Genomic DNA, 25,569 nt, shown 5'->3' on the forward strand with positions numbered 1-25,569 from the left:
CCGGATAGTGGTTTTCTCAGGCCCGGAGAGGAAGATACCATAAAGGCCAGGGCATTCCCACTACTCCTTGAGAATAGACTCTAAAACCGGCCGCGACGCGGTGAAAAAGCCAAGAGCGCCGCAAAGGCGCTCTCTTCGTATATTGAGCTTGCCGGGGGCGTTTTCACTCCCCTTTTCCAGCCATCCCGCCCACGCGCGGCGGACTTTGAACAAACCTCAGGCGGAGCCGAGAAAGCGCCGCCCGGTCGCCAGTTCCGGCAGCTGCCCGGCCTTGTCGTAGCCCATGGTGGAGGCTGCGGCGTCGCGCAAGGTGTTCAGCGCGCCCTCCACCAACGACAAGCGCTGGTCGATGAAGCTGCCGTTGAGCTGATTGATGCTCTGCGCCCGCTGAATCGCCTCTTCCAGCCCGGTCCAGGCCAGGCTGGCTTCCGGCTTGTCCGCCAGCCAGATGTAAACCGTCTCGCTGTCCTGCACGCCGATCCGACGCATCAGTTCGCCGCGCTGAGCGGCGCTGACGGCCAGTTGGTCCAGCACTGCGCTCTTGCCCTCGGCCAGAGCGTCCAGCTGAACGTCAAAACCCTGCACCAATACCTTTTGTTCTTGCTCCAGCAACGCAATCAGCCGGGCAACGAGATCGCTCTCGGCCCGGCACAGCTGGCAGAATTCTTCAACAACGTTCATGCCTGACTCTCAACTGCGCGCGCTTAACGCGCCAACAATTCCTTGGTGGAGGCGATCAAGCCATCGGCGATCTTCTCCGGATTGACACTGAATGTGCCCGCGGCAATGGCCGACTTGATCGCGGCCACCTTGCCGGCATCAAAGCCGGAATCGCCGCTGACCTTGCTTTCCACCGCGCTCAGACGGCTGGCCAAAGGATTAATCGTCACGCTGTCGGATCCACTGGCGGCAGGGTTGGCGTTGGCGGCCGCATCTCGCGGCGCGGCCTTGTTCTGGGTGCTGTAGCTTGCTGACAGCTTACCCGAGTTATCTACTTTCATGGCATGGCCTTCCCAAAGGGAACCTGGATTACCTCTATTATCGGACGGAAAAACAATATCTTGAAGACTTTCTCCTAATTATCCGTCCCCGCGCGCCGCGGCCGCCACATCGGCTTGCCGGCGAGCCGTCTCAATATATCACCATCACGCTGCCGTCCGCCTGCACTTGCCCGCGTATCACCCGGCCGGAAGCCATGCGCACCGACACTTGCTCGCCTTCGGCGGCATTGCCTATCGCCAGCCCGTCGGCCGCCGCGGCGAAACCTTCCCCCGACGCCACCACCTTCACCCGCTGGTTGCTGTTCACCAGATAGGGCGCACGCACCATGAAGCTGCGCAACCAGGCGCCGGCCGGCGCGCCGGAGCGCATGGTCTTGCCTATGGCTTGCTGCAGGTCGTCCAACACATTCCGCGCTAGGCTGGGATTGGCCACGTCGACTAAGCGCACGTCGGCGGCGCTCAGCACCTCGCCGGCCGCCACGGCCCGGCTCAGGGCCACGCCCATTTTCTTTTCATTGATCCGCACGGGAATCCGCAGCGCCCAACCCAGCTCCGGGCACGACACCGCGACGAAGGTGGCGCCGGTGGTCACGCCTGGCGTCGCCCAATCCGCCTTGGGCTGCGCGCAGGCCGGCACCGCCAGCTTACGGTCCAACTGCCCCAAGGTCCAAGTGGCGGGACGCATCGACAATTCGTGCTTGAGGAAGTCTCCGGCCAAAGCCTCCAAGCGTCCCAGGTCCTGCATGCCCGCGGCCGATGCCGCCACGGCCCAGACGCAGCACATCATCCAAAGTAGTAAACGTCGCATACCCACATTCTAGCGCAAGCAAGGCCAGGGCTGCAGCCTGCGCCCTCCTATTGACAATGCCATGGAGAAATTAAAATAATCGTTCGAATAGAGCTTAGACTCTTAAACCTAAATCAAATAAAACCAAAAATTTATCCGGAAGGGGACATTCCAAATGCGCAAGCGCCTGAACACGCTGGCCGTGGCCACTCTGCTGGCCCTGCCGACCGCCGCCAACGCCTATAGTCATTTCTATTTCTTCGGCGACAGTCTGACCGACACCGGCGCTTTCGGCGGACTGGGCGGCCTGCCGTCAACCTCCCGCTGGACTCTGGGCTACGGAACGGGTTGGGCCGAAGTCCTGGCCAATCACTACGGCCAAAGCGTATCGCCCAACAACGGCCTAAACACCCACATTGCCAATACCGCAGGCAATAATTATGCTCAGGGCGACGCTCGCGCGCAGCCCGCCAGCCCGCCCAATACAAATCCAGAGACGCCCAGCCAGAGCCCTGCCGCCGACGCGATCCCGGTCACCGACTTGCCGGGCCAGATCAACGCTTATCTGGGCCAGAAAGGCCAAAAGGCCGACCCCAACGCCGCCTACGCCATCTGGATCGGCGGCAACGACGTCATCGCCGCCGGCAGCCAGAGCAACCCAACCGCCTATCTAGGCGCCTCCGCAGGCTACACCGCGCAGGCGGTGGCAGCGCTCAAGGCTGCCGGGGCAAACACCATCATCCTGCCCAATCTGCCCGACATCTCCGCGGCTCCGCTATCCGTGCTCGCCGCCATTCAGACAGCGCTGCCCGGCGCCGGCAACGCCGGCAAGGTCCTTACCGCCTGGGGCGCCGCCTGGGAGGTGCTGAGCGCCGGCCAGACCAGCAATTCGCCGGCCCTCATCAACCAGGCGCTAAGCAAGGCTGAAACCACCGCCGGCCTGAGCGAAGGCACGCTGACCAGCGCTTACGCCGCGGTACAACCCAACCTTCAAAAAGGCGCTAGCGGTTACAACCAGCTGGTGGATATGGCGCTTAGCGCAGGCAATCTGCAGCATGGCGTCGTCAGGGCCAATATATCGGGCCTGTTTTCTGAGCTTCTGGCCAATCCGCGAGCCTATGGTTTCAGCAATACCTCCGGCGCGGCTTGCCCGCAGTCCGCTCTATACTGCCTGGCCTCCGTTATTCCGGGGCAAAACTATCTGTTCACCGATGCCTTGCATCCCACACCGGCAGCCTATCAATTGATAGGCGACTACATCTACGGCCTGCTGCAAGCGCCCTATTTCGCCGGGGCGCTGCCGGAATCCGCGCTGAACAACGCCCGCCAACTGGGCGGAACGCTGGACAGCCGCTATCAGGCCATCCGCGCGCAGAAGCGCGAGGTTGGCGCGGTCAGCGCCTTCGTCAGCGGCGCCTTCAACGACGACAAGATCGGCTATGACAGCCTGTCCGCCAAGCCGCAAGGCCGTCTGTACACCGTGGGCCTGGACTTCCAGGCCAGCCCAGCGCTTAGCCTGGGGCTGGCGATGTCGCGCCAGAACGGCAAAACCGACATCAACGGCATTGCCACACCAGGCAGCGTAGATGACCGCAGCACCTTGATGAGCGCGTTGTTCAGCTACAAGCAGGAACGGTTCTGGCTGGACGGCGACGCCCACATCGGCGCCGGCGATATCGACACCCGCCGCCAAGTATCGCTGGGCGCCGCTCAAATCGCGCTGAACGGCACGGCTCGTCAGAGTCAATACGGCGTGCGCGTCGGCGGCGGTTACCTTATCCCGCTGGGCGCTTACCGCACCGGCCCCATCGCTGGACTGGACTACGCCCACGTCAAGGTGAACGGCTTCACAGAGCAAGGCGGCAACAGCAGCAGCATGGCCTTCAACGCGCAAAACGGCACCTCACTGGTGGCGCGCGTCGGCTGGCAGTTGGAGGCCGATATCGGCCGTTTCAGCCCTTACGCCAAACTCAGCTACGCGCACGAGTTCAAGCGCGACGACCGCATAGTCACCGCCGGCCTGGCCACCACGCTGGGCGATTACAGCGTCAAGTTGGGCAAGCCCAAGGCGGATTGGCTGGAATGGACCGCCGGCCTCAGCGCCCAGTTGAGCAAGAGCGTGTCGATGTTCGGTCAGCTCAGCGCCGCCAGCGGCCGCAGCGGCAGCAGCCAGACCGCCGGCAATGTCGGCGTGGCGCTGACGTTCTAAGAGCCTGTTCAAAGTCTCGCGAGCAAGGGCGAGACAAGGCGAAAACGAGCGAAAAAGCGGAATGTACGAGTGGTACATGAGCATTTTGAGCTCGTTTTCAACGCCGTATCGCTGAAGCGCAGCAGACTTTGAACAGGTTCTAAGAGCCTGTTCAAAGTCTCGCAAGCTAGAGCAAGACTTTGAATAAGCCCTAACGCCGCGGCAGACGCAAAAAAACGGCCCCCATGGGGCCGTTTTCGCGTCCGAGGCGCTTCAGCTCAAACTGCGTTCGATGAAGGCTTTGACCTCGTCGGCGTCCGCCGGAAACACCGACACTTTCTGCGGCAGATCCTCCAGGCCGTCGAAACCGTCCGGCCGCGGCGGATCGCGGTCCAGCGCTTCGCGGATGGTGGCGGCGAACTTGGCGGGCAAAGCGGTTTCCAGGCAAACCACGGTTTCGCCGGGGAGGCGCAACTCGCGCGCCACCTTGATCCCGTCGGCGGTATGGGTGTCCACCACCACGCCGTCTTCGCGGTCCAGCTGGCGGATAGTGGCCAGGCGGTCGGCATGGCTGCTCTTGCCGGAAACGAAGCCGAAGACCTCTGCGGCGGCGGCGGTCCGTTCCTCGGACAAGGTGAAGCCGATTCCGGCGTCCACCTGGCGCCACAGCGCTTTCAGCGCTTCCGGGTCCCGTCCCAGCAGATCGAACACGAAGCGCTCGAAGTTGGAGGCCTTGGAAATATCCATCGACGGACTGGAGGTAACGTAGGTGTTGGCCGTGCCGCGCGGGCGGTAGGCGCCGGTGCGAAAGAACTCGTCCAGCACGTCGTTCTCGTTGGTGGCCACCAGCAGCCGTTCGATCGGCAAGCCCATCTGACGCGCGATATGGCCGGCGCAGACATTGCCGAAGTTGCCGGACGGCACACAGAAGCTGACCTTTTCCTCATTGCTCGCCGTGGCGTTGAAATAGCCCTTGAAGTAATACACCACCTGGGCCACCACTCGCGCCCAGTTGATCGAGTTGACGGTGCCTATCTTGTGACGCGCTTTGAAGGCATGGTCGTTCTGCACCGCCTTCACAATGTCCTGGCAGTCGTCGAACATGCCCTGGATCGCGATATTGTGGATATTGGCGTCGTGCAGGCTATACATTTGCGCGCGCTGGAACGGGCTCATCAGTCCGTCCGGGCTCAACATGAATACTTGGATGCCGGCCTTGCCCCGCATCGCGTACTCGGCGGCGCTGCCGGTGTCGCCCGAGGTGGCGCCCAGGATGTTCAGACGCTCGCCCTTCCTGGCCAGCACGTATTCGAACAGATTGCCCAGCAACTGCATCGCCATGTCCTTGAAGGCCAGCGTCGGGCCGTTGGACAGTTCCAGGATGGCCAGGCCGTCGTGCAGCCGCTTGAGCGGCGTGATCGCCTCGCTGCCGAAGGCCGCGCGGGTATAGGTACGCTCGACGATGGATTTGAGATCGTCTTCCGGGATGTCGGTGGCGAACAGACGGATGACTTCAAAGGCCAATTCGGCATAGGACAGGCCGCGCCAGGCGTCCAGCCGCTCGCGATCAATCCGCGGATAGCTCTCCGGCAACACCAGGCCGCCATCGGGCGCCAGGCCCATCAGCAGGATGTCGCTGAACGATTGCGGGGCCATGCCCCCGCGGGTGCTGATATAACGCATCAGGGAGTTTCCAGATATTGGGCGCAGGCGGCGGAGGCGTCCTTCATCCGCTGTTTGCCGCGCGGGTCGTCTTTCTTGATCTGGCCGGTCAGCACGCCCATCACCTCTTCCGAGGAAAAGCGGCCGGCCAGATGCTGGCTGGCGCACTGGCAATATTTTTGCACTTGTTCCGACGAGTGCTGGCCAACGCCGTCCGAAGCCGGAGTGCGTTTGACGCAGCCACGCATCAAAAAGCCCTGCAACAGGCTGTGCTGGCCGGGGGACAAGGGCGTCGCCCCGGCGCTTGCCAGGATCAGACCGGCGCCGAGGCCGGTCAGCCAGCGTTTAATCATTCAGTTCTTCCATGCGCAGGCGCACCACTTTGCCGGTGATGCTTTCCAACGCCTCGATGCCGGAGATGGCGCGGTCAATCGCCTGTTCCTGCACGCGATGGGTCAGGATCACCACTTCGGCGGTGCCGTCGGACACCGAGCCTTTCTGGATGACCGCCTCGATCGAGATGCCGTTTTCCGCCAGCAGACGGGTGATGTTGGCCAGCACGCCGGCGCGGTCAGCGGCGCCGATGCGCAGATAGTAGGAACTGACCACGTCGGAAATCGGCAGGATGGGCAGGTCCTGCAACTGGTCCGGCTGGAAGGCCAGATGCGGCACGCGGTGCTCCGGGTCCGCCGTCAGCAAGCGAGTCACGTCGACGATGTCGGCCACCACCGCGGAGGCGGTGGGCAGCGCGCCGGCGCCGGCGCCGTAGTACAAGGTGGGCCCCACCGCGTCGCCCTTGGCCAGCACAGCGTTCATCACGCCGTTGACGTTAGCGATCAACTGGCGCACCGGAATCAGCGTCGGGTGCACGCGCAACTCCACGCCGGCGGGGGTGCGGCGGGTCAGGCCCAACAGCTTGACGCGGTAGCCCAATTCCTCGGCGTATTTGATGTCGCGCCCTTCCAGCTTGCTGATGCCTTCCAGATAACAGCGGTCGAACTGCATCGGAATGCCGAAGGCCAGCGCCGCCATGATGGTGAGCTTGTGGCCGGCGTCATGGCCTTCGATGTCGAAGGTGGGGTCGGCTTCCGCGTAGCCCAGCTGCTGCGCCTCGGCCAGCACTTCGGCGAAGCTCGCGCCCTTCTCGCGCATCTCGGTCAGGATAAAGTTGGAAGTGCCGTTGATGATGCCGGCAATCCACTCGATGCGGTTGGCGGACAAGCCTTCGCGCAGCGCCTTGATGATGGGGATGCCCCCGGCCACCGCGGCCTCGAAGGCCACCATCACGCCTTGTTCCTGCGCGCGGGCGAAAATCTCGGTGCCGTGCAGCGCCAGCAGCTTCTTGTTGGCGGTGACCACGTGCTTGCCGTTGGCGATGGCCTTGAGCACCAGCTCCTTGGCCACGGTGTCGCCGCCGATCAATTCCACCACGATGTCGACGTCGGGGTTGTTCACCACCTGCATCGCGTCGGCCACCACGTCCACGTCCGGACCCAGCAAGGATTGCGCGCGGGCCTGGTTGCGGTTGGCCGCCTGCAGCAGGCGGATCTGACGCCCGGCGCGGCGGCTGATTTCCTCGGCGTTGCGTTTGAGAACGGTGGCGGTACCGCCACCTACAGTCCCCACGCCCAATAGGCCGATATTGATCGGTTTCATTATCTGCTCCCTGTCTCTAGTATTTTGTCCCTGCCCGCGACGGCCAGCCCTGATCAAGAGCCGTGCCGCCAAGCCATTGCCGGCGCAGCGGGCGCGTGTCCCAAGTTTTCCTTGTCAGCGGACCGTATCCGCTGACAAGGAAAGCCTGATGGCAAGACGGGAGCCGCAGCCCCCGTCCCTCCGCTCAAGCCTCAAGCAACCGCGGTTTCAGGCTTCGCCGCCGTGGCGCTTGCGATAGTTTTCCAGGAAACGCGCAATGCGGCCGATGGCCTCGACCAAATCGTCCGAGTTGGGAAGGAATACCACGCGGAAGTGATCGGGCGCAATCCAGTTAAACCCTGAGCCCTGAACCAGCAACACCTTCTCCTCCTGCAACAGCTCCAGGATGAACTGCTGATCGTCGCCTATCGGGTAGACCTTGGGGTCCAGCTTGGGGAACAGGTAGAGTGCGCCCTGCGGCTTGACGCAACTGACGCCGGGGATGTCGGTCAGCAGCTTGTGCGCCAGATCGCGCTGGCGCGCGAGGCGGCCGCCCGGCGCCACCAGGTCGTCTATGCTCTGGTAGCCGCCCAGCGCCGTCTGGATTGCGAACTGCGCCGGCACGTTGGCGCACAAACGCATCGAGGCCAACATGTTCAGGCCTTCGATATAGTCCTTCGCGTGTTTCTTTTCCCCGGACAGAATCATCCAGCCCGCGCGGTAGCCGCAAGCGCGGTAGTTTTTGGACAGACCGTTGAAAGTGACCACGAACAGGTCCGGCGCCAGGGAGGCGATGGAGGTGTGCTTGACCTCGTCGTACAGCACCTTGTCGTAGATTTCATCGGCGTAGATGATCAACTGATGCTGACGAGCCACCTCTACGATCTGCTTGAGCAGCGCCGGCGGGTAAACCGCGCCGGTGGGATTGTTGGGGTTGATTACCACGATGGCGCGGGTGGAGGGCGTGATCTTGGCGCGGATGTCGTCGATGCTGGGGAACCAGCCCTGCTCTTCGTCACACAGATAATGCACCGCCTTGCCGCCTGCCAGGCTGACGCCTGCGGTCCAGAGCGGGTAGTCCGGCGCCGGCACCAGCACTTCGTCGCCGTTGTCCAGCAGCGCCTGCATCGCCATAACAATCAGTTCGGACACGCCGTTGCCGACGATGATGTCGTCCATGCCCACATTAGGCAGCTGTTTTTGCTGGGCGTAATGCATGATCGCCTTGCGCGCGGCGAACAGGCCCTTGGAGTCGGAATAGCCGGAGGCGGACGGCAGGTTGACGATCACGTCCTCGATGATTTCGTCCGGCGCGAAGAAACCGAACGGCGCGGGGTTGCCGATGTTCAGCTTGATGATGCGATGGCCTTCGTCTTCCATCTTCTTGGCGTGCTCAAGCACCGGACCGCGGATGTCGTAACAGACGTTGGCGAGTTTTTGCGATTTATGGACTGGCTGCATGACGACAATGTTTTCCGTGGCTTGCCGCCCGCCGGAGACGGCGGTCTTGCCCTGGCGGCGCGGTTTGTGTTCTTTCATCTGATCTCTTTGGATGTCCCCGCTGAAGCGATGACCACGTTGACGTTGTGGCGGCAATCAGCGGCGGGGTCGAGTTATAATCCTATCCCAATCTCTGATGCACTGCAGCAGGTTCTTCGCCCCCGAAAAGGGTCGTCCGCCGCAGCGCTCGCAATCGGGAATCCACTCACATGAAAATGCAGCAATCGCTTGGACAGGGCCGCAACTTGTTCACCGGCTATGGCGAAGGCCATGTTCTGATCAACGCCCAGCGTCACGAAGGCAATCTGATCGTGACCGCGGACAGCGTGGCGCCTTGGCCGGTAACCGCTTTCGAGGATTTGCAAGAAAGCCATTTCAGCGCGCTGCTGGCGCTGCAGCCGGAAGTGGTGCTGTTCGGCACCGGCAAAAGCCTGCGCTTTTGCCACCCGCGCCTGTCCGCCGCGCTGGCCAACGCCGGCATTGGCGTGGAAATCATGGACACCCAGGCCGCCTGCCGCACCTTCAACATCCTTCTGGCGGAAGACCGCCGCGTCGTCGCCGCGCTGCTGGCGATTTGACTCAACCGGCGACCGGCCGCTCCGCCTGCGGACACATCCACACCAGCCAGGCCGCCAATATGGCCGGCGTCGCGGCCAGCATGAACAGGCTGGCCAGGCCCCAGTCCTGACGCAGCAACTCGCCGCCCAGCCATGGCCCCAACACCGACCCCACCCTGCCGACGCCCAGGCTCCAGCCCACGCCGGTGGCGCGCAAGGAGGTGGGATAGGCGTTGGCCGCCAGGGCGTTGATCGCCGGCTGGCCGCCCACCACGCAAAAACCGGCGGCGAACAACAGGCCAAACAAGCCGGCCTGCTGCGCGCCCAATTGCCCCAGCATGGCAACGGTCGCCGCCGCCAGCGCGAAGCTTGGCAGCATCACCCGCAAAAAACCCAGCCGGTCTATCCAGATCCCCAACAGCAAGGTGCCAGCCACGCCGCCCAGTTGCAGCGCGGCGCCGGCGAGAATGGCGCTTTGCGTGTCCAACCCGGCGTCCCGCGCCAGGGCCGGCATCCAGTTGGACAGGAAATAGAGCAGAAGCAGATTCAAAAAGCTGAGCGTCCACAGGGTCAGCGTCAGCCGTGCGCGGCCGGCCCGGAACAAATGCGGCAACGACGCGGCGGCGACGGGCTCCCGCAGCGTCAGGCAAGACGCCGTCGTCCCACTCATCGCCGGGTCCAGACGCCGCAACCAGAACAGCACCTGTTCGCGCCGTTGCCGCGACAACAGAAACTGCAACGACTCCGGCAACTGCCGCCACATCCACAGCGCCAACAGCAGCGGCGCGGCCCCGCCAACCGCAAACACCGCGCGCCAACCGTGGGCAGGAACCAGCCAAGCCGCCAGCAAGCCGCCCAATAGCGCGCCGACGGTGAAGCCGCAGGAAACCAGCATCATCATGCTGACCCTGCGCCGGAGCGGGCTGTACTCGCCGGCCAGCGCCATCGCGTTCGGCATGATGCCGCCGAGCCCCAGCCCGGTCAGGAAGCGCAGCCACAGCAGGTGCTCCAGTGTGGCGGCGAAGGCGGTGGCCAGCATGGCCAGGCCAAACCACAAAGTGCACAACAGCAGCAAGGTACGGCGGCCGAAGCGGTCCGCCAGCGGACTGAACAGTAAAGCGCCCAGTAGCAAACCAAGCAAGCCGGCGCTGAACACCGGCCCCAAGGACGGTTTGGCCATGCCCCAATCCGCCAGCAGCGCCGGCGCGACATAGGCCATGGCCTGAACATCGAATCCATCCAGAATCATCAGCAAGCCGCAAAGCAGCAGCAGCCGACGCTGAAACCCGCCCAGCGGCCGCTGATCCAGCCAGGTGTCGATCTCCAAACTTGAAGCTTGCACCATCTCCGCGCTCCATTATGCCAACGGCAAACAAGATGTCCGCAAAGCGCCGCCCGGTCAAGCCGCGCCAAAAAAAAAAAGCCCATCTTGAGGATGGGCTTGTCGTCGGTCTGAAGCGGGTCAGTGCAGCTTCAAAGACGGCCTCGCGGCGCGACGCAACTTGTCTCCGACATAGAGCAGGCCCGCCAGCACCCAGCCGTGCACAGCCGCTTGGTGCATGCGGTACAGAGAGCTGTAGATCAGCTTGGCGCCGCGGCCCTCCACATAGTAGTCGCGCTTGGGGCCGACCACCGCCGCCAAGCTGCCCACCGCGCTGTGCTTGCCCAGCGACACCAGCATACCCTGTGGTTTGAAGACGAAGGGCTTGCCCTGGCGGCCGGCCACGCGCCGGCTCAGTTCATCCGCCAGCCAGCGCGCCTGCTGGTGCGCCACCTGGGCGGTGGCCGGCAGATTGCGGCCGCTGTCGCCGTCCGGCGCTTCGGCACAATCGCCCAGCGCATAGACGCAGGCGGCGCCCTGGCAGCGCAGCCACTTGTCCACCTGCAATTGGTTGATGCGGTTGGTCTGCAAGCCCCCCAAACCGGCCAGCCAACCCGGCGCCTTGACCCCGGCGGCCCAAACCGTGATGTCGGCCGCCACCTTGTCGCCGCCCTGCAGTTCCACGCCGTCGGCGTGCACGGCCGCCACCCGGCTGCCGGTCAGCACCTTGATGTTGCGCGCGGCCAATTGCTCCTGAGCATAAGCGGACAAAGACGGCGGCGCGGCAGCCAGGATGCGGTCCGCACCTTCGATCACGCTGATTTCCACACGCTCCGGCTGCAGGCGCGCGCCGTAATGATGCAGTTCACACAAGGTGTGGTTCAGTTCCGCCGCCAGTTCCACTCCCGTGGCGCCGCCGCCGACGATGGCGATCCCCAGCTTGGCCAGCGGTTGCAGGCCGCTGCTGCAGCGGAAGGCCAGTTCCAGCACCCGGTGGCGCAGCTTCTCCGCATCGTCCGGGGTGTTCAGAAACATCGCGTGCTCGCCAACGCCGGGCGTGCCGAAGTCGTTCGCCTCCGCGCCCACCGCCAGCACTAGCCAGTCGTAGGACACTTCCCGCGGCGGGCTCAGTTGCGCTCCGCCGGCATCGCGCACTTCGGCAAGCTGGATGCTGCGCCGTTCAGTGTCCAGCGACTGCATATAGCCGAACTCGAACTCGTAGCCGTTGCGATAGCCATGGGCAAAGTAATTGACCTCGTCCTCGCCAGTGTTGAGCGCACCGGTGGCCACCTCGTGCAACAGCGGCTTCCAGATGTGGGTGGGCGAGCCGTCGACTAACACGACGCGGGCCTTGTGCTGCGCGCCCAGGGTGCGCCCCAGCCGAGTGGCAAGCTCCAGGCCGCCGGCGCCGCCGCCAACGACGACAATGCTGGGCAATGCGGAATTGCGACTTAACATGACAGATCCTTACAAGGTAGAAATCACTAAACAAACGTTCTGGCGGCAACACGCTTGTTTAGGGAGTTCTTGCTTCAGATCAAGGAAGAAGTATGCACAGGCTGGCAAGACAAGCCAAGATTACACAGCAGAAAAAACCGAAGGCATGACGGAGGGGACAGCGGCGAAGCCCGCCGCCCAATACGAAACCGGCCCGGTTTTCGCCATGGAAACCGGGCCGGGTAAGTGTTGCGGAAAATGAAGGCGTCCGCGGGGGCGGCACTGTACCACGCGTACATTCCATTTTCTCAGCCGTTTCGCCTTGTATCGCCCTAGCTCGCGAGACTTTGAACAGGCTCTAAGCAAGCCCAGCACACAATCCGTATTCTCGGCCAGCCACAAGGCTAATTCATCCGCGGCTCGCAGCCGGAACACAGCCGGCAGGATCAAGACGCGGCGCGCAGCTTAGCCCGGCGAAGCTTTCAACGAGTACTCAAAAAGGCGCCTTGGCGACAAACTCCATTTCCTCGCGCGTGATCGGGTGACGCAAAGTCAGCCGCTCCGCGTGCAGCAGCAAACGCTCGGCTTTCGCCAACACCGCCTCCGGCGCGTAGATGTCGTCGCCCAGAATGGGATGGCCCAGATGCAGCATATGCATGCGCAGCTGATGAGCGCGGCCGGTCAAGGGTTCCAGCTCCACTCGGCTGGTCTGGCGCAAGCCATCGCGCAACACCACCCGGTAATGAGTGACGGCCTGCTTGCCGTTCTCGAAATCCACCTTCTGACGCGGGCGGTTCGGCCAGTCAATGATCAGCGGCAGGTCCACAGTGCCGCTGTTCTGTTCGACGATGCCGTCCACCACCGCCACATAGCGCTTGTCCACCTTGCGATCCATGAAGGCGATGGATAACTCGCGCTGCATGTTGGCGCCGCGTCCCATCACCACCAGGCCCGATGTCGCCATATCGAGCCTATGCACGGTCAGCGCGTCCGGATAAAGCCGCTGAGCGCGGCTGATCAAGCAGTCCGCCTTGTCCTCGCCGCGGCCCGGCACCGACAGCAAGCCGGAAGGCTTGTTCAACACCAGGATCGCCTCGTCGGCGTAGATCACGTCTAGGCCTGTGTCCGGCGGCGGATTGTAATGTTCCAGATTATGGCGAATGGTCATGGGGCAATGGAAAGGAAAGCGGAAAAAGGCGGCGATTATCTGCGCTAAACGCTGCTGCGACAAGCTGTTGCCATGATTTTTCGCCAGCGCTGTCTCTTGAAATACACAGCCGGCGACAGCATTCTCAACATCATCGCCTCCGGCGGCCGCAAACGCCGCCGGTCTTCCCTGCATAGCCTGAAAAGGAACCGCCGCATGGCAGAACGCTTTTACATCGACCCCTATCAAACCCGGCTGGAAACCCGCGTGGCGCGGCACGACGACGCCGGTCTGGTGCTGGAGGACACGCTTTGCTACCCGCTTGGCGGCGGCCAGCCGGGCGATACCGCCACGCTAAGCTGGGACGGCGGCGGCTGTGCGATAAGCGATACCCGACGAGACCGCGAAACACGCGCCATCGTCCACTTGGTGCCCCCCGATGCGCCGCGGCTCGCCGCCGGCACGGCGGTCACCCTGGAACTCGACTGGGCGCGCCGCCATCGCCACATGCGCATTCACACCTGTCTGCACTTATTGTCCGTGGTGATCAAGGCGGGCGTCACCGGCGGCAATCTGAGCGCGGAATCCGGCCGCCTGGATTTCGACCTGCCCGAGGGCATGGAGTTGGACCGCGAGCACATCGAAAACGAGTTGAACCGGCTAGTGGCGGAAGACCGCGCGGTGCGCATCGAAATGAGCAGCGGCGAGGCGCTGCAGCGGCAACCGGAGTTGATAAAGACCATGTCGGTGACGCCGCCGCTGCACCTGCCTGAAATCCGCTTGATCAATATCGACGGCATCGATCTACAGCCCTGCGGCGGCACTCATGTGCGCAGCACCGGCGAGATTGGCCCGGTCGTGGTGAAAAAGATTGAAAGCAAAGGCGCGCGCAACAAGCGGGTGGTGGTGGCGCTGCGCGACTAAGAACCTGTTCACGTTCTCGCGAGCTAAGGTGAGACAAGGCAAAACGGCTGAGAAAACGGAGTGTACACACGGTACATGAGCATTTCGAAGCCGTACTCACCGTGTAACGCTCCACGACGCACAGCGGATCGTAAACAGCTTCTAAACCCCTGCCGGCGCGGCCAGCCGTTGGCTAATCACGCCCAGTTCGGCCTTCAGACTGTCGACGAAGCGCTCCAGCAAAGGAGAGACGGGGCGGTGCAACGGTCGCACAAGGTTGACCGCGAACGGAATGGACACGCTGAAGCGCCTCATGGCGAGGCCCATGCCTGCGTAATCCAGCGCGGTCAACGGATTAACCACGGCCACGCCAATGCCCTGCCGCGCCATGGCGCATACCGAGGCGGCGCTATGCGTCTCCACCACCATGCGCCGCTTGACCCCCCTCTCGGAGAACACCTGATCCAGCTGTTGCCGATAGCTATCAGTCGCCGCCAGGCTGATGAAGGCTTCGCCCTCGAAGTCTTCTGGCGCCAGCACCGTCTTGCTCAATAAACGATGCCCTTCCGGCAACACGCACAACTCGTCCGCCTGCAGCAGAGGCTCCACCCTGGTTCCCGCCGGCGCGTGCGCGCTCTCGCTCAAACCCAGGTCATGGCGTTGCGCCGCCAGCCACTCCTCCAGCAACGGCGATTCCTGCGGCGCGATGTTCAGGCTGATGCCCGGCGCTTGCGACAAAAAACGCCGACACACCGCCGGCAATAGCGATTGAGCGAAAACCGGCAAACAGACAATCGACAATTGCCCTTGTTCGAACTGGCGAATCGCCGCCGCGCTGCTGACGATGCGCTCCAGGCCCTGATAACTGCGCTGCACTTCCTCGAACAACAGCAGCCCCTGCGCGCTAGGCCGCAAGCGGCCGCGGCTGCGCTCGAACAAGGCCATGCCCAGCAATTGTTCACAGCGCGCCAGTTCGCGGCTGACCGTGGGCTGCGAAGTGCGCAGCAAAACGGCCGCCTCGGTAACACTGCCGGTGGTCATCACCGCGCGAAACACTTCGATATGGCGCAGGCTGATGTCCATTCCGCCTCCTCTTATTATTACAGCAACTTGGCAATCCATATCATAAATGAAAGAGGTAGCGATAATTTGATATTTTATTTTTGCCGGGGCACGCGCCATGATGCTTCTGTCTGCCACCCCTAGCCAACGCCACGCCATGAAATGCTTTGACGCCCGCCAACTGACAGAACTCGCCCGCCAGTACGGCAGCCCGCTCTGGGTTTACCACGCCGACACCATTCGCCGGCGCATCGCCGAACTGAAGCGCTTCGACGTGATCCGCTATGCGCAAAAAGCCAACTCCAATATCCATATCCTCAGCTTGATGCGAGAACAGGGCGTGAAAGTGGACGCGGTGTCGCTGGGCGAAATCGAGCGCGCGCTCGCCGCCGGCTACAAGGCCGACTCCGCCGAGCCCTCCGACATCGTCTTCACCGCCGACGTGCTGGACCGCGCCACGCTGGAACGCGTGGCGGCCGCGGGCATCACGGTCAACGCCGGTTCCATCGACATGCTGCGTCAGCTGGGCGCGGCCTCGCCCGGCCATAGGGTCTGGCTGCGCGTCAACCCCGGTTTTGGCCACGGCCATAGCCAGAAAACCAATACCGGCGGCGAGAACAGCAAGCACGGCATCTGGCATGAGCAAGTGTCCGACGCGCTGGACGTGATCCGTCAGTTCGGCCTTCATCTGGTGGGCCTGCACATGCACATTGGTTCGGGCGTTGATTACGGCCACCTGCAGCAGGTCTGCGGCGCCATGGTCAAGCTGGCGACTGGACTGGGGCACGACATCGAAGCGATCTCCGCCGGCGGCGGCCTGTCCATTCCTTACCGCGACGGCGACGCACGCATCGATACCGCGCATTACTTCGAACTATGGGACGAGGCGCGGCGGCGGATCGCCGCGCATCTGGGACATCCGGTACGGCTGGAAATCGAGCCGGGCCGTTTCCTGGTTGCGGAATCCGGTGCCCTGATCTCCGAGGTGAGAGCGGTCAAGACCATGGGCAGTCGACGTTTCGTGTTGGTGGACGCGGGATTCAACGATTTGATGCGACCCGCCATGTACGGCAGCCATCACGATATTTCCGTCCTGGGCCCGGACGGAACGGAAAAATCAGGCGCGCGCGCGCCCTGCGTGGTGGCCGGACCCTTGTGCGAATCGGGGGACGTTTTCACCCAACAGGAAGGCGGCGTGGTGGAAAGCCGCCCGCTGCCGGACGCGCAGGTAGGGGATCTGCTGGTATTTCACGACGCCGGCGCCTACGGCGCCACCATGTCGTCTAACTACAATAGCCGGCCGCTGCTGGCCGAAGCCTTGATCGACGGGTCCTCCAGCCGCCTGATCCGCCGCCGCCAAACCATGGCGGAATTGTTGGAGCTGGAGCGAGTCTAGGCCAGGATCAACTAAGCTTCAGGTCGTCCAGCGTCTGCTGAAAGGCCTGATAAATATCCTGATAACTGGCGTAGCCGTTGAACACCCCCACCACCTGGGGCGATTGCAAGCCGCGCGCCAGCAGTTGCCGGCCGCGGCGCGAGCGCGGGCTCAAAGCCCGCAGCCGCTGGCTGCGCTCGTCCCAATACACCAGCTTGGCTTCGTCCGCGCCTTCAAGCCGTGAAATCAATTTGTCCACCTGCTCCGCCGGTTGCAGCATCATGCGGTGGGAGAGCCTCTTGCCAAGTGCGGATGCATATTCCATGAGTCATGTCCGGTGCTTCGCAGTGGGCCGGCGTGCGATCCTTACTGCTGATTGGAAAAACCTTGCCGGCCCCAGCCTTTAGAAAGGCAGTCAGCCGGCAACACCGTAAATTTTTCTCAATAAGGGAATACGCCACAATCGGATTAATCTTAAATTTCTGGCGAAAACGCTGGTCGGCACAAATGACAAAAGGGCGCCGAAGCGCCCCCTGATGCTGCTGATCCAGGCCGTTCTCGCCTAGTTTTTCAGTACCATATTGTTGATGACGAACTTCACGCCCGGCACTTTTTCGGCAATTTGCCCTGCTTTGAACATTTGCTGGTCGTCGGTCATGCCGCCTTCAATCGTCACCTCACTCTTCTTGCTGCTCACCTTCAAACCAAGCCCCTGCAATTCGGCATCGCCGTTCAAGGCCTGCTGCACGCTGGCGGCCAGTTCCTCATCCGTCGGCGGGGTCTGTTCGGCGTAAGCCGGCAGGCCGGCGGACAGCAAGGTGGTCAACAGCAAGGCGCGGATGCAAAAACGTTTCATCAGATTCTCCAGTGATATGGCTCAAGCCCAAGCTTCAGCGCGAATGTTTTACCGCATACTAGCGAGGAAACTTTTCAATTTTGTTGCCGGTCCATGACAACGCGGCATGACGCTTCCGGCCGTTGGCGCCGCCGCAACATTCGCCGCGGGCATCATTGCCCCGTCATGTGCGTCCCAGCGTAAAATCAGACCGAATTTGCAGCGCGTCGCTGCCTTAGCCCTGTTTCAGAGAATCTACCGCATGTTTAGAAAATGGCTGTTGTTACTGCTCGTCGTCGGCCTGGCCGCCTGCTCTACTTCCAGCCCGCCGGGCAAGCCTGGCGGCGCGGCGCGTGAAAGCGACGCGCCCACCTCGCTGCCGGCCTGGAGCCAGCAAGAACTGGGCGATACCCTCGTCGCGCTGAAGCAAAGCTGTAAAGCCATTGCCAGAAAGCCGGGCTGGTCCGAAGTGTGCAGGCAAGCCAACGGCATTGCCGCCGACAACGCTCAGGCTGTGCGCCAATTCTTTGAAAATCGCTTTGCCGCCTGGAAGGTCAACGATGGCGGCCGCGACAGCGGTTTGATCACCGGTTATTACGAGCCGCTGCTCAGCGGCAGCCGGACGCGCAGCGAACGCACTCCCTGGCCGGTGTATGGCATTCCAGCGGACTTCTACAGCGTGGACGTTCCGGCCTCCCTCCGCGGCAAATCCAGCCTGACTGCGCGCCGCAGCGGTCCCAACCGACTCACACTGAGCGCGGCCGGCGACATTGAGATCCGCCCTGCCGACTTTCCCGCCGACAGCCGCGGCACGCGGCTGAAAGGCAGGCTAGATGGCAAGCGCCTGCTGCCTTATTACACCCGCGCCGAAATCAACCAGGGCAAGGGTGTGGCCAACGCGCCCATCCTGGCCTGGGTCGAAGATTCGGTGGAGTTGTTCTTCCTGCAAGTGCAAGGTTCGGGCCGCATCCAATTGGACGACGGCAGCTTCATCCACGTCGGCTACGCCGAACAAAACGGTTACGGCTACCAATCGATCGGCAAATGGCTGGTGGACAAGGGGGAGTTGACCCTGGGCGACGCATCGATGCAGGGCATCAAGGACTGGCTGGCCCGCAACCCACAACGCCGGCAGGAGCTGTTCGCGGTCAACCCCAGCTATGTGTTCTTCAAAAGCTTGCCAGGCGACAACGGCGGGCCAATGGGCGCGCTGGGCGTGCCGCTGACCGGGGGCTACAGCATCGCGGTAGACCCGCGCTACATCCCGCTGGGCGCCCCGGTCTACCTGGTCACCACTTGGCCTCACTCCACCCAGCCGTTGACGCGGCTGGTGCACGCACAGGATACCGGCAGCGCGATCAAGGGCGCGGTGCGCGCCGATTTCTTCTGGGGTTACGGCACCGAAGCCGGCATGTACGCCGGCAGAATGAAGCAGCAAGGCAATCTGTGGGTGCTGCTGCCCAAAGGCATGAACCCGTCCCAGGCCCTGTAAACTGTTAAGCTCCCGGCGGCGCGCGCGCGCCAGCGCCGCCGCCTTCTTCCATTCCCAACAGCCGCAAACCTCGCCCTCCTCCGGCGACCCACCCTCTTTGTTCTCTCCGCCCGCGGCATGGGCGACGCTTCGTCCAAGCTGACGCGGCGAGCGTCTTGCCACCTAGCCTCTCCGCATTAGAGCCGGTTCAAAGCCTGCTGCGCGTCGTCTATGCGGCTACGAATCCGCACGAAGAACCCTCTCGCCCTTCCCCTGTGCAAGCGCGTCTGTAATGGCCCCTTGCAGTCACAGTCCCATAGAACCCTTTGCAGGCAAGGCTTTCCTGCGTCCAAAGCATTATTCCATTCAAATTATCTTTTATTGAATTTTCCTAATATTGACTTTCATCAAACGCCGAACAACACGGAATAAATAAGATTTTCGAAATTTTATATTTTTACGTTTTTATTGTTTTGTTCGATGGAGATGAAAATGACGACAATAGATAAGACGCCTCCCAAGATCAGCGTCTTTGCCTTTGTCATGATCACCGCCGCCGTGGTCGTCAGCGTCCGCACGCTGCCAATGACGGCTCAACCGGGGATGATGACGATTTTCCTGACCTTGGCGGCCGCGCTGCTGTTTCTGGTGCCCACCGCCCTGGTGTCCGCTGAACTGGCCACCGCCTGGCCGCAGGATGGCGGCCTGTTCATCTGGGTTCGCGAAGCCTTTGGCGAGCGCATGGGCTTTGTCGCAGTGTGGATGCAGTGGATACAGATGGTGTTCGGCATGACCTCCATCATCATGATCATCGCCGCCACTTTCGCCTATGTGTTCGACCCTGCCCTCGCCAGCAACAAGTTCTACATGCTGGCGATGATCGTGGGCATCTGGTGGGCCTGCACCTTGGTGAACATGCGCGGCGTGAAAACCCTGGGCTGGGTGTCCACCATCTGCGTGAGCCTGGGCGTCTTCATGCCCGGCGTGGTGCTGATCGGTTGCGGCATCGCCTATCTGGCCGGCGGCCATCCCATCATGACCGACGTGTCCTGGAGCTGGAACAACCTGGTCCCCAGCTTTAGCGACAGCGGCACGCTCGGCCTCTTCATCGGCTTCATTTTCGTGGTGATGGGCATGGAGGTGTCCGCGTCCAACGTCTCCTCCATCAAAGACGCCCGGCGCAATTATCCCATTGCCATCATTCTGGTGTCGGTGATCATGGTATTGCTGTCCGTGATCGGCTCCGCGGCGATCTTCATCGCCATCCCCAAGGAAAAAATCTCGATGACCGCCGGCTTGATGCAGGCCTTCGAGCTCTACTTCAATCAATGGGGCATGGGCTGGCTGGCTCCTGTCATGGGCCTGTGCATCGGCCTGGGTCTGGTGGGCCAGGTGAACTCCTGGGTGCTGGGCCCGGTGCGCGGCTTGCAAGCCACCGCGGACTCCGGCGCACTGCCCAAATTCCTGCAGACGACCAACCGCCACGGCGTGCCGGTCACTCTGGTGCTGATCCAGGCAGCGGCCATTACCGTCGTCGGCGTGCTGATCACCGTGATGCCGAACGTGGATAACTTCTACTTCATGCTGATGGGCCTGACCGGGCTCGTCTATCTGGTGGCCTATCTGTTCATGTTCTCCGCCGCCATCTACCTGCGTTACAAGCGTCCGGACGTGGAACGCAGTTTCCGAGTGCCCGGAGGCAACGCGGGCATGTGGGTCTGCTCCGGCCTGGGCATCGTCATCTCGCTGCTGGCCGGCTACCTGGGTTTCATCCCGCCGGGCAGCTTCCATGGCTCCTCCCATGAATACCTGCAATTCCAGCTCATCGGGCTCGCCATCATGCTGGTGATTCCCTTCCTGGTGTACGCCTATGGCCAAAAAGCCAAGCACGCCCGCTCCGCCGGCGTTGCGCCGCGCACCTCTCCCGCCAGCAAAGCGCGTCCCGCCGAAGGCAAATGAGCCGCTTACGCCCCTAAATTACAAGGTTAATCTGTTATGAACACTCCGAACGCCTCCCCGCTTAACGTCGATGCCCTGTTCATCGGCCCCAAATCCGAAAACCGCGTGTTCTTCAAGGAAATGATGGAATACGCCGTGTCCGAACACCTGCACTGGCGCGCGGACTTCCATCCGGAAGACCCGGCGCTGGTCACCCCGGTGGAGCAGCACGCCGGCGATTTTCGCCAGACCCTGTACCGAACCGAAGGCATCCTGCGTCAGCTGTCCTCCAAGCTGAAAAACACCTCGGTGCCCTGGTTCTCCCCGCGCTATCTGGGCCACATGAATGCGGACACGCTGATGGTGTCCAACCTGGCCTACGTGATGACCATGATGTACAACCCCAACAACTGCGCGCACGAAGCCTCGCCCACCACCACCGAACTGGAAGTGGAAGCCGGCCTCGACCTGTGCCGGATGTTCGGCTACGACCCCAAACGCAGCTGGGGCCACATCACATCCGGCGGCACCGTGGCCAACTACGAAGGCATGTGGGTGGCGCGTAATCTGAAGACCATTCCGCTGGCTATCGCCCAGCATGAAAAAGCCCGCGATCTGGTCGCCGGCAAGAGCGAGAAGGAGCTGTTGAACCTATCGCCCAGCGCGGTGCTGGACCTGACCGACGAATTGAAAAAGCGCGGCCTGTTTGAAGAAGTGCGCGCCTTGTCCTGCCGCGGCGTCGGCATCAAGCAAGGTTCGCTGGGCAAGATCCTGGTGCCGCAATCCAAGCACTACTCGTGGATGAAGGCGATGGACGTGCTGGGCATCGGCCAGGAACACATCGTGCCGCTGCCTGTGGACGAAAACTACCGCACCGACGTCGCCAAGATGCGCGAGATCACCTTCCGCCTGATAGAGGAAGGCCATCCTATCCTGGCCATGGTGTCCGTGGTGGGCACCACGGAAGAAGGCTCGATCGACCATGTCGACGAGGTGATCAAGCTGCGCGCCGAATGCGAACGGAAATACGGCGCCTCCTTCTACGTGCACGTGGACGCGGCCTACGGCGGCTATGTGCGCGCAATGTTCCTCGATGAGGACAACCACTTCATGGACTACAACGCGCTGCTAGCCCGCTACCGCGCCGAAGACATCATCCCGGCCGGCGTCACCTGGCCCAAGCGCGAAGTTTACGAAGGCTTCAAAGCGATGGCGGAAGCGGACTCCATCACCGTGGATCCGCACAAGGTGGGCTACATCCAGTACGCGGCCGGCGCCGTCTGTATGAAGGACAAGCGCATCGTCGACCTGATCTCCTACCACGCGGCCTATGTGTTCGAAGAAGTGGACGAAGCTGAAGGCGCCGACACCAAGGTGGTGCTGGGCTCCTCCATCATGGAAGGCTCCAAGGCCGGTGCCACCGCCGCCGCGGTATGGGCGGCCCACCGCCTGGTGCCGCTGAACATCGGCGGCTACGGCAAAGTGATTGGCCGCGGCATCGTGACCGCGGACTGGTTCGCCCAGCGCCTGGCCTCCGCCAAGCCGCTGACCGTTGGCCGCCGCCGTTTCGAAGTGCGCCCCATCATGCACCCTGACTTCCACATGGTGAACTTCACCTTCAAGGAAATCGGCAACGACAGCCTGGAAGACCACAACCGGCTGAACAAGAAGATGTACGAGATCTGCTCCTACGCTTCAGGCCGCACCTACACCAACGATTTCCTGACCTCCTCCACCTCCTTGTCCGTGGAAGAGTACGGCGACACCCCTTGGCACTACGTGGCTAGCCGCGGCTTCAGCCGGGCCGAATGGGACAAGGTGGAAAGCGTCTACATCCTGCGCGCCGCCGTGATGACCCACTTCCTGCGCAAAGCAGAGGATTTCGACGCCTACTGGGAACAGTTGCGCGAGGTCTTCGCCGCCAAGCTGGCCCAGATCGTGGACATGGAAGACAAAACCGGCGCCGACACCCTGATCGCGGCCTGATCCACCTCCGCTCCCGGCTTGGCCGGGAGCGTTTTTTTCATCACCAGACCCAATACCGACTATGAGTTTGTCCGGTTTTTACGAACGCATCCTTCTCTTCATCAAGGATGGTTGAGGATTCCACATGCAAGTCAATTTCAAGGCCATAGGGGCCACCTTGCTGATTTCCGGCACCATGCTGGGCGCCGGCATGCTGGCGCTGCCGCTGGTGTCCGCCGGCATGGGTTTCGGCTACGCCTGCCTGACCCTGTTTCTGATCTGGGCGTTGATGACCTACACCGGCTTGATGCTGCTGGAGGTCTGCCTGTCCTTTCCCGAAGGCTACGGCTTCGACGCCATCGCCCGCTCGCTGTTCAAGGCCAAGGGCAGCTATCTGATCAACGCCAGCCTGCTGCTCTTGCTCTACGCGCTCTCCTCCGCCTATATCTCCGGCGGCGGCTCCACCTATCAATCCAGCCTGCACCAGTACCTGGGCCTAAGCCTGTCTCCCGCCCAGGTCTCGCTGGTCTTCACCGTCCTGATCGGCGGCATCGTCTTCGCCAGCACCACGGCGGTGGACAAGGTCAACCGGCTGCTGTTCAGCCTGAACATCCTGATCTTTCTGGCGCTAAGCGCGGTCATCCAGCCCTACGTCGACACCGGCAATCTGTCGGAAAGCACGGATTCCGCCAAATACATGCTGGCCGCCATCCCCATGTTTCTGACCGCCTTCGGGTTTCACGGCAGCGTGCCCAGCATGGTCAAATACCTGGGCCGCGACCAGCCTCGCACGCTGCGCAACGTCTTCATCGCCGGCAGCCTGATCCCCATGGGCGTCTACCTGCTGTGGGTGTTCAACACCCTGGGCACGCTGCCGCGCTATGGCAGCCACAGCTTCCAGGCGATCTCCGCCCATAATGGATCGGTGGGCATGTTTCTGGACGACTTCCACGCGCTGGTGCCCACGCCGCAAGTGCCATCCCTGCTGTCCGCCTTCTCGTCCATCGCGCTGTTCACCTCCTATCTTTGCGTATCGCTCGGCTTGTTCGACGCCATGGCCAGCACTCTGAAACGCGGAGACAGCCTGCGGCAGCGGCTGCAAACCGCGCTGATCACTTATCTGCCGCCGCTGGGCTTCGCGCTGTTCTTCCCCGGCGGCTTCGTCGCCGCGCTGGGTGCCGCCGCCATTTTCCTGGTGGTGCTCGCCATCCTGTTCCCGGCGTTGGCCCTGATCAAGCTGCGTAGCCAGGACAACTACCAGCCCGACTACCAAGTCAGCGGCGGCGGCACCCTGCACTGGGCGATAGGCGGTTCAGGCCTCGCCATCATCCTGTTCCAGATCTTGGTGATGCAAGGACTGCTGCCCGTGTTCTGACGGCGCCTCCGCGCCGTCGTCCGGACGCGCGGCCAACACGGCCGCGCGCCGCAATCATGGAGGTAAACGAAATGAAGCAATCGACCCTGATCCGGGATCTGCAGCAACGCGGCCTGATCTCGCAGGTCACCGACGCGGACGCGCTCGACGCGCTGCTGTCCCGGGAAACGGTCACCCTGTACTGCGGTTTCGACCCCACCGCCGATAGCCTGCACCTGGGCCACCTGGTGCCGCTGCTGCTACTCAAGCGCTTCCAGATGGCCGGGCACCGCCCCATCGCCCTGGTGGGCGGCGCCACCGGCATGATAGGCGACCCCAGCTTCAAGGCCAGCGAGCGCAAGCTCAACACCTCGGAGGTGGTGGCCGGCTGGGTGGACAAAATCCGCCGTCAGGTGGAGCCCTTCCTCAGCTTCGAAGGCGACAATGCCGCCCTGATGGCCAACAACCACGAATGGTTCGCCAGCATGAGCGCGCTGGATTTCCTCCGGGATGTCGGCAAGCATTTCTCAGTCAACGCCATGATCAAGAAGGAATCCGTACAGCAGCGGATCCACCGCGACGATGTCGGCATCTCCTTCACCGAGTTCGCCTACAGCCTGCTCCAGAGCCACGACTACGTTGAGCTGAACCGCCGCTTCGGCTGCAAGCTGCAGATCGGCGGCTCCGACCAATGGGGCAACATCACCGCGGGCGTCGACCTGGTCAGACGGGTGAACCAGCAGCAGGCCTTCGGCCTGACCATGCCCTTGATCACCAATAGCGATGGCACCAAGTTCGGCAAGAGCGAAGGCAACGCGGTCTGGCTGGACCCGAACAAGTGCTCGCCCTACGCCTTCTACCAGTTCTGGCTGGGCGCGGCCGATGCCGACGTCTACCGCTTTCTGCGCTACTTCACCTTTTTGTCCAATGAAGATATCCAGGCCATCGAGGCCGAAGACCGCGCCTCCGGCGGCAAACCGCGGGCTCAGCGCACCCTGGCTGAGCAAGTCACCGAGCTGGTGCACGGGCCGGCCGCGCTCGCCGCCGCTCAGCGGATCACGCTTAGTCTGTTCGACAACGACGTGGAAGGCCTCAGCGCCGCGGACTTTGCTCAACTGGCTCAGGACGGCATGCCGCGGCTGACCCTGCCGCCGCAATCCACACCGCTGATCGACGCCTTGGCGGCCAGCGGTCTGGCCGCGTCCAAAAGCGAGGCCCGCACGCTGCTGCAAAGCGGCGCGGTCAGCGTTAACGGCGCCAGAACGGAGGCGCTGGAAGCTCGGCTGGAACAGGCCGATCGCCGCCATCAACGCTATACCTTGTTGCGGCGCGGCAAGAAACAGTACTGTCTGTTGATTTGGGAATAAACGCGAGGAACCGCGTGAAATGGCCCGGACGCTGAAGCGCCGGGCTCGCCCCGCCCCAAGCCTG

Annotated in this window: 23 protein-coding genes; 10 read left to right on the forward strand and 13 right to left on the reverse strand. The window is 62.6% G+C overall.

The window, feature by feature from the left end; all coding sequences use genetic code 11:
* Positions 1-216: 216 nt before the first annotated feature.
* The 3 genes from ACUXV1_RS09815 to flgA all read right to left on the reverse strand — a co-directional run bounded on the left by ACUXV1_RS09815 (position 217) and on the right by flgA (position 1,809).
* Positions 217-681 (reverse strand): flagella synthesis protein FlgN, encoded by a 465-nt coding sequence (locus ACUXV1_RS09815; RefSeq protein ID WP_043640028.1) that lies wholly within the window; start codon positions 679-681, stop codon positions 217-219.
* Positions 682-704: 23 nt separating this feature from the next.
* A complete protein-coding gene (gene flgM, locus ACUXV1_RS09820; protein WP_043640027.1) occupies positions 705-1,001 on the reverse strand; it encodes a flagellar biosynthesis anti-sigma factor FlgM in 297 nt (98 codons plus the stop codon).
* A gap of 130 nt (positions 1,002-1,131) precedes the next feature.
* On the reverse strand, positions 1,132-1,809 hold the full coding sequence (gene flgA / locus ACUXV1_RS09825) for a flagellar basal body P-ring formation chaperone FlgA (RefSeq protein ID WP_039753955.1): 678 nt from the start codon (positions 1,807-1,809) through the stop codon (positions 1,132-1,134).
* A gap of 154 nt (positions 1,810-1,963) precedes the next feature.
* On the opposite strand from flgA, the gene ACUXV1_RS09830 reads away from it, so the two are divergent.
* The gene (locus ACUXV1_RS09830) at positions 1,964-3,997 is read left to right on the forward strand and encodes an autotransporter outer membrane beta-barrel domain-containing protein (RefSeq protein WP_446015304.1); all 2,034 of its coding nucleotides are present in this window, start codon (positions 1,964-1,966) and stop codon (positions 3,995-3,997) included.
* Positions 3,998-4,249: 252 nt separating this feature from the next.
* On the opposite strand, the gene thrC is transcribed toward ACUXV1_RS09830, so the two are convergent.
* The 4 genes from thrC to ACUXV1_RS09850 all read right to left on the reverse strand — a co-directional run bounded on the left by thrC (position 4,250) and on the right by ACUXV1_RS09850 (position 8,734).
* The gene (gene thrC, locus ACUXV1_RS09835; protein ID WP_446015306.1) at positions 4,250-5,659 is read right to left on the reverse strand and encodes a threonine synthase; all 1,410 of its coding nucleotides are present in this window, start codon (positions 5,657-5,659) and stop codon (positions 4,250-4,252) included.
* Positions 5,659-5,991 carry a hypothetical protein gene (locus ACUXV1_RS09840; RefSeq protein ID WP_019100614.1) on the reverse strand — a complete coding sequence of 111 codons (333 nt, stop codon included), beginning with the start codon at positions 5,989-5,991 and terminating at the stop codon, positions 5,659-5,661. Before ACUXV1_RS09840 ends, thrC begins: the two co-directional genes overlap by 1 nt.
* Positions 5,984-7,294, reverse strand: a complete 1,311-nt coding sequence (locus ACUXV1_RS09845; RefSeq protein WP_446015307.1) for a homoserine dehydrogenase — start codon at positions 7,292-7,294, stop codon at positions 5,984-5,986. Before ACUXV1_RS09845 ends, ACUXV1_RS09840 begins: the two co-directional genes overlap by 8 nt.
* 207 nt (positions 7,295-7,501) lie before the next feature.
* On the reverse strand, positions 7,502-8,734 hold the full coding sequence (locus tag ACUXV1_RS09850; RefSeq protein ID WP_039753972.1) for a pyridoxal phosphate-dependent aminotransferase: 1,233 nt from the start codon (positions 8,732-8,734) through the stop codon (positions 7,502-7,504).
* Positions 8,735-8,982: 248 nt separating this feature from the next.
* Here ACUXV1_RS09850 and ACUXV1_RS09855 point away from each other — a divergent pair, with 248 nt between their 5' ends.
* Positions 8,983-9,351, forward strand: a complete 369-nt coding sequence (locus ACUXV1_RS09855; RefSeq protein ID WP_446015308.1) for an Mth938-like domain-containing protein — start codon at positions 8,983-8,985, stop codon at positions 9,349-9,351.
* Position 9,352: 1 nt separating this feature from the next.
* Here the strand turns inward: ACUXV1_RS09855 and ACUXV1_RS09860 are convergent, their stop codons facing one another.
* A complete protein-coding gene (locus ACUXV1_RS09860; RefSeq protein ID WP_446015309.1) occupies positions 9,353-10,675 on the reverse strand; it encodes an MFS transporter in 1,323 nt (440 codons plus the stop codon).
* Positions 10,676-10,792: 117 nt separating this feature from the next.
* The gene (locus ACUXV1_RS09865; RefSeq protein WP_019100609.1) at positions 10,793-12,109 is read right to left on the reverse strand and encodes an NAD(P)/FAD-dependent oxidoreductase; all 1,317 of its coding nucleotides are present in this window, start codon (positions 12,107-12,109) and stop codon (positions 10,793-10,795) included.
* Between ACUXV1_RS09865 and ACUXV1_RS09870 the strand changes: the two genes are divergently transcribed.
* A complete protein-coding gene (locus ACUXV1_RS09870) occupies positions 12,108-12,350 on the forward strand; it encodes a hypothetical protein (RefSeq protein WP_156039015.1) in 243 nt (80 codons plus the stop codon). The two genes, ACUXV1_RS09865 and ACUXV1_RS09870, sit on opposite strands and share 2 nt — an antisense overlap.
* Before the next feature lie 231 nt (positions 12,351-12,581).
* Here ACUXV1_RS09870 and ACUXV1_RS09875 read toward each other — a convergent pair whose 3' ends face one another.
* Complete coding sequence (locus tag ACUXV1_RS09875; RefSeq protein WP_194427628.1) at positions 12,582-13,256, reverse strand: pseudouridine synthase; 675 nt, start codon at positions 13,254-13,256, stop codon at positions 12,582-12,584.
* Between the two features lie 195 nt (positions 13,257-13,451).
* On the opposite strand from ACUXV1_RS09875, the gene ACUXV1_RS09880 reads away from it, so the two are divergent.
* Positions 13,452-14,159 (forward strand): alanyl-tRNA editing protein, encoded by a 708-nt coding sequence (locus ACUXV1_RS09880; protein WP_043640094.1) that lies wholly within the window; start codon positions 13,452-13,454, stop codon positions 14,157-14,159.
* A gap of 141 nt (positions 14,160-14,300) precedes the next feature.
* Here the strand turns inward: ACUXV1_RS09880 and ACUXV1_RS09885 are convergent, their stop codons facing one another.
* The gene (locus ACUXV1_RS09885) at positions 14,301-15,221 is read right to left on the reverse strand and encodes a LysR family transcriptional regulator (RefSeq protein WP_203390857.1); all 921 of its coding nucleotides are present in this window, start codon (positions 15,219-15,221) and stop codon (positions 14,301-14,303) included.
* Between the two features lie 97 nt (positions 15,222-15,318).
* On the opposite strand from ACUXV1_RS09885, the gene lysA reads away from it, so the two are divergent.
* A complete protein-coding gene (lysA, locus tag ACUXV1_RS09890) occupies positions 15,319-16,596 on the forward strand; it encodes a diaminopimelate decarboxylase (protein WP_446015311.1) in 1,278 nt (425 codons plus the stop codon).
* A 7-nt stretch (positions 16,597-16,603) separates the two neighbouring features.
* Here the strand turns inward: lysA and ACUXV1_RS09895 are convergent, their stop codons facing one another.
* Together ACUXV1_RS09895 and ACUXV1_RS09900 are read right to left on the reverse strand one after the other, a co-directional pair.
* Entirely contained in the window at positions 16,604-16,900 is a 297-nt protein-coding gene (locus tag ACUXV1_RS09895) for a hypothetical protein (RefSeq protein WP_143330252.1), read from the reverse strand.
* Positions 16,901-17,137: 237 nt separating this feature from the next.
* Positions 17,138-17,431 (reverse strand): BON domain-containing protein, encoded by a 294-nt coding sequence (locus tag ACUXV1_RS09900; protein WP_043637793.1) that lies wholly within the window; start codon positions 17,429-17,431, stop codon positions 17,138-17,140.
* Between the two features lie 241 nt (positions 17,432-17,672).
* Here ACUXV1_RS09900 and mltA point away from each other — a divergent pair, with 241 nt between their 5' ends.
* The 5 genes from mltA to tyrS all read left to right on the forward strand — a co-directional run bounded on the left by mltA (position 17,673) and on the right by tyrS (position 25,505).
* Positions 17,673-18,902 (forward strand): murein transglycosylase A, encoded by a 1,230-nt coding sequence (gene mltA / locus ACUXV1_RS09905; RefSeq protein ID WP_446015313.1) that lies wholly within the window; start codon positions 17,673-17,675, stop codon positions 18,900-18,902.
* 471 nt (positions 18,903-19,373) lie between these two features.
* Positions 19,374-20,840 (forward strand): amino acid permease, encoded by a 1,467-nt coding sequence (locus ACUXV1_RS09910; RefSeq protein ID WP_162788103.1) that lies wholly within the window; start codon positions 19,374-19,376, stop codon positions 20,838-20,840.
* A 36-nt stretch (positions 20,841-20,876) separates the two neighbouring features.
* On the forward strand, positions 20,877-22,805 hold the full coding sequence (locus ACUXV1_RS09915) for a pyridoxal phosphate-dependent decarboxylase family protein (protein ID WP_446015314.1): 1,929 nt from the start codon (positions 20,877-20,879) through the stop codon (positions 22,803-22,805).
* A gap of 124 nt (positions 22,806-22,929) precedes the next feature.
* On the forward strand, positions 22,930-24,159 hold the full coding sequence (locus ACUXV1_RS09920; RefSeq protein WP_446015316.1) for an aromatic amino acid transport family protein: 1,230 nt from the start codon (positions 22,930-22,932) through the stop codon (positions 24,157-24,159).
* 71 nt (positions 24,160-24,230) lie between these two features.
* Entirely contained in the window at positions 24,231-25,505 is a 1,275-nt protein-coding gene (gene tyrS, locus ACUXV1_RS09925; protein WP_446015317.1) for a tyrosine--tRNA ligase, read from the forward strand.
* Positions 25,506-25,569 lie beyond the last annotated feature (64 nt).

The organism is Chromobacterium sp. W521, assembly GCF_052805975.1.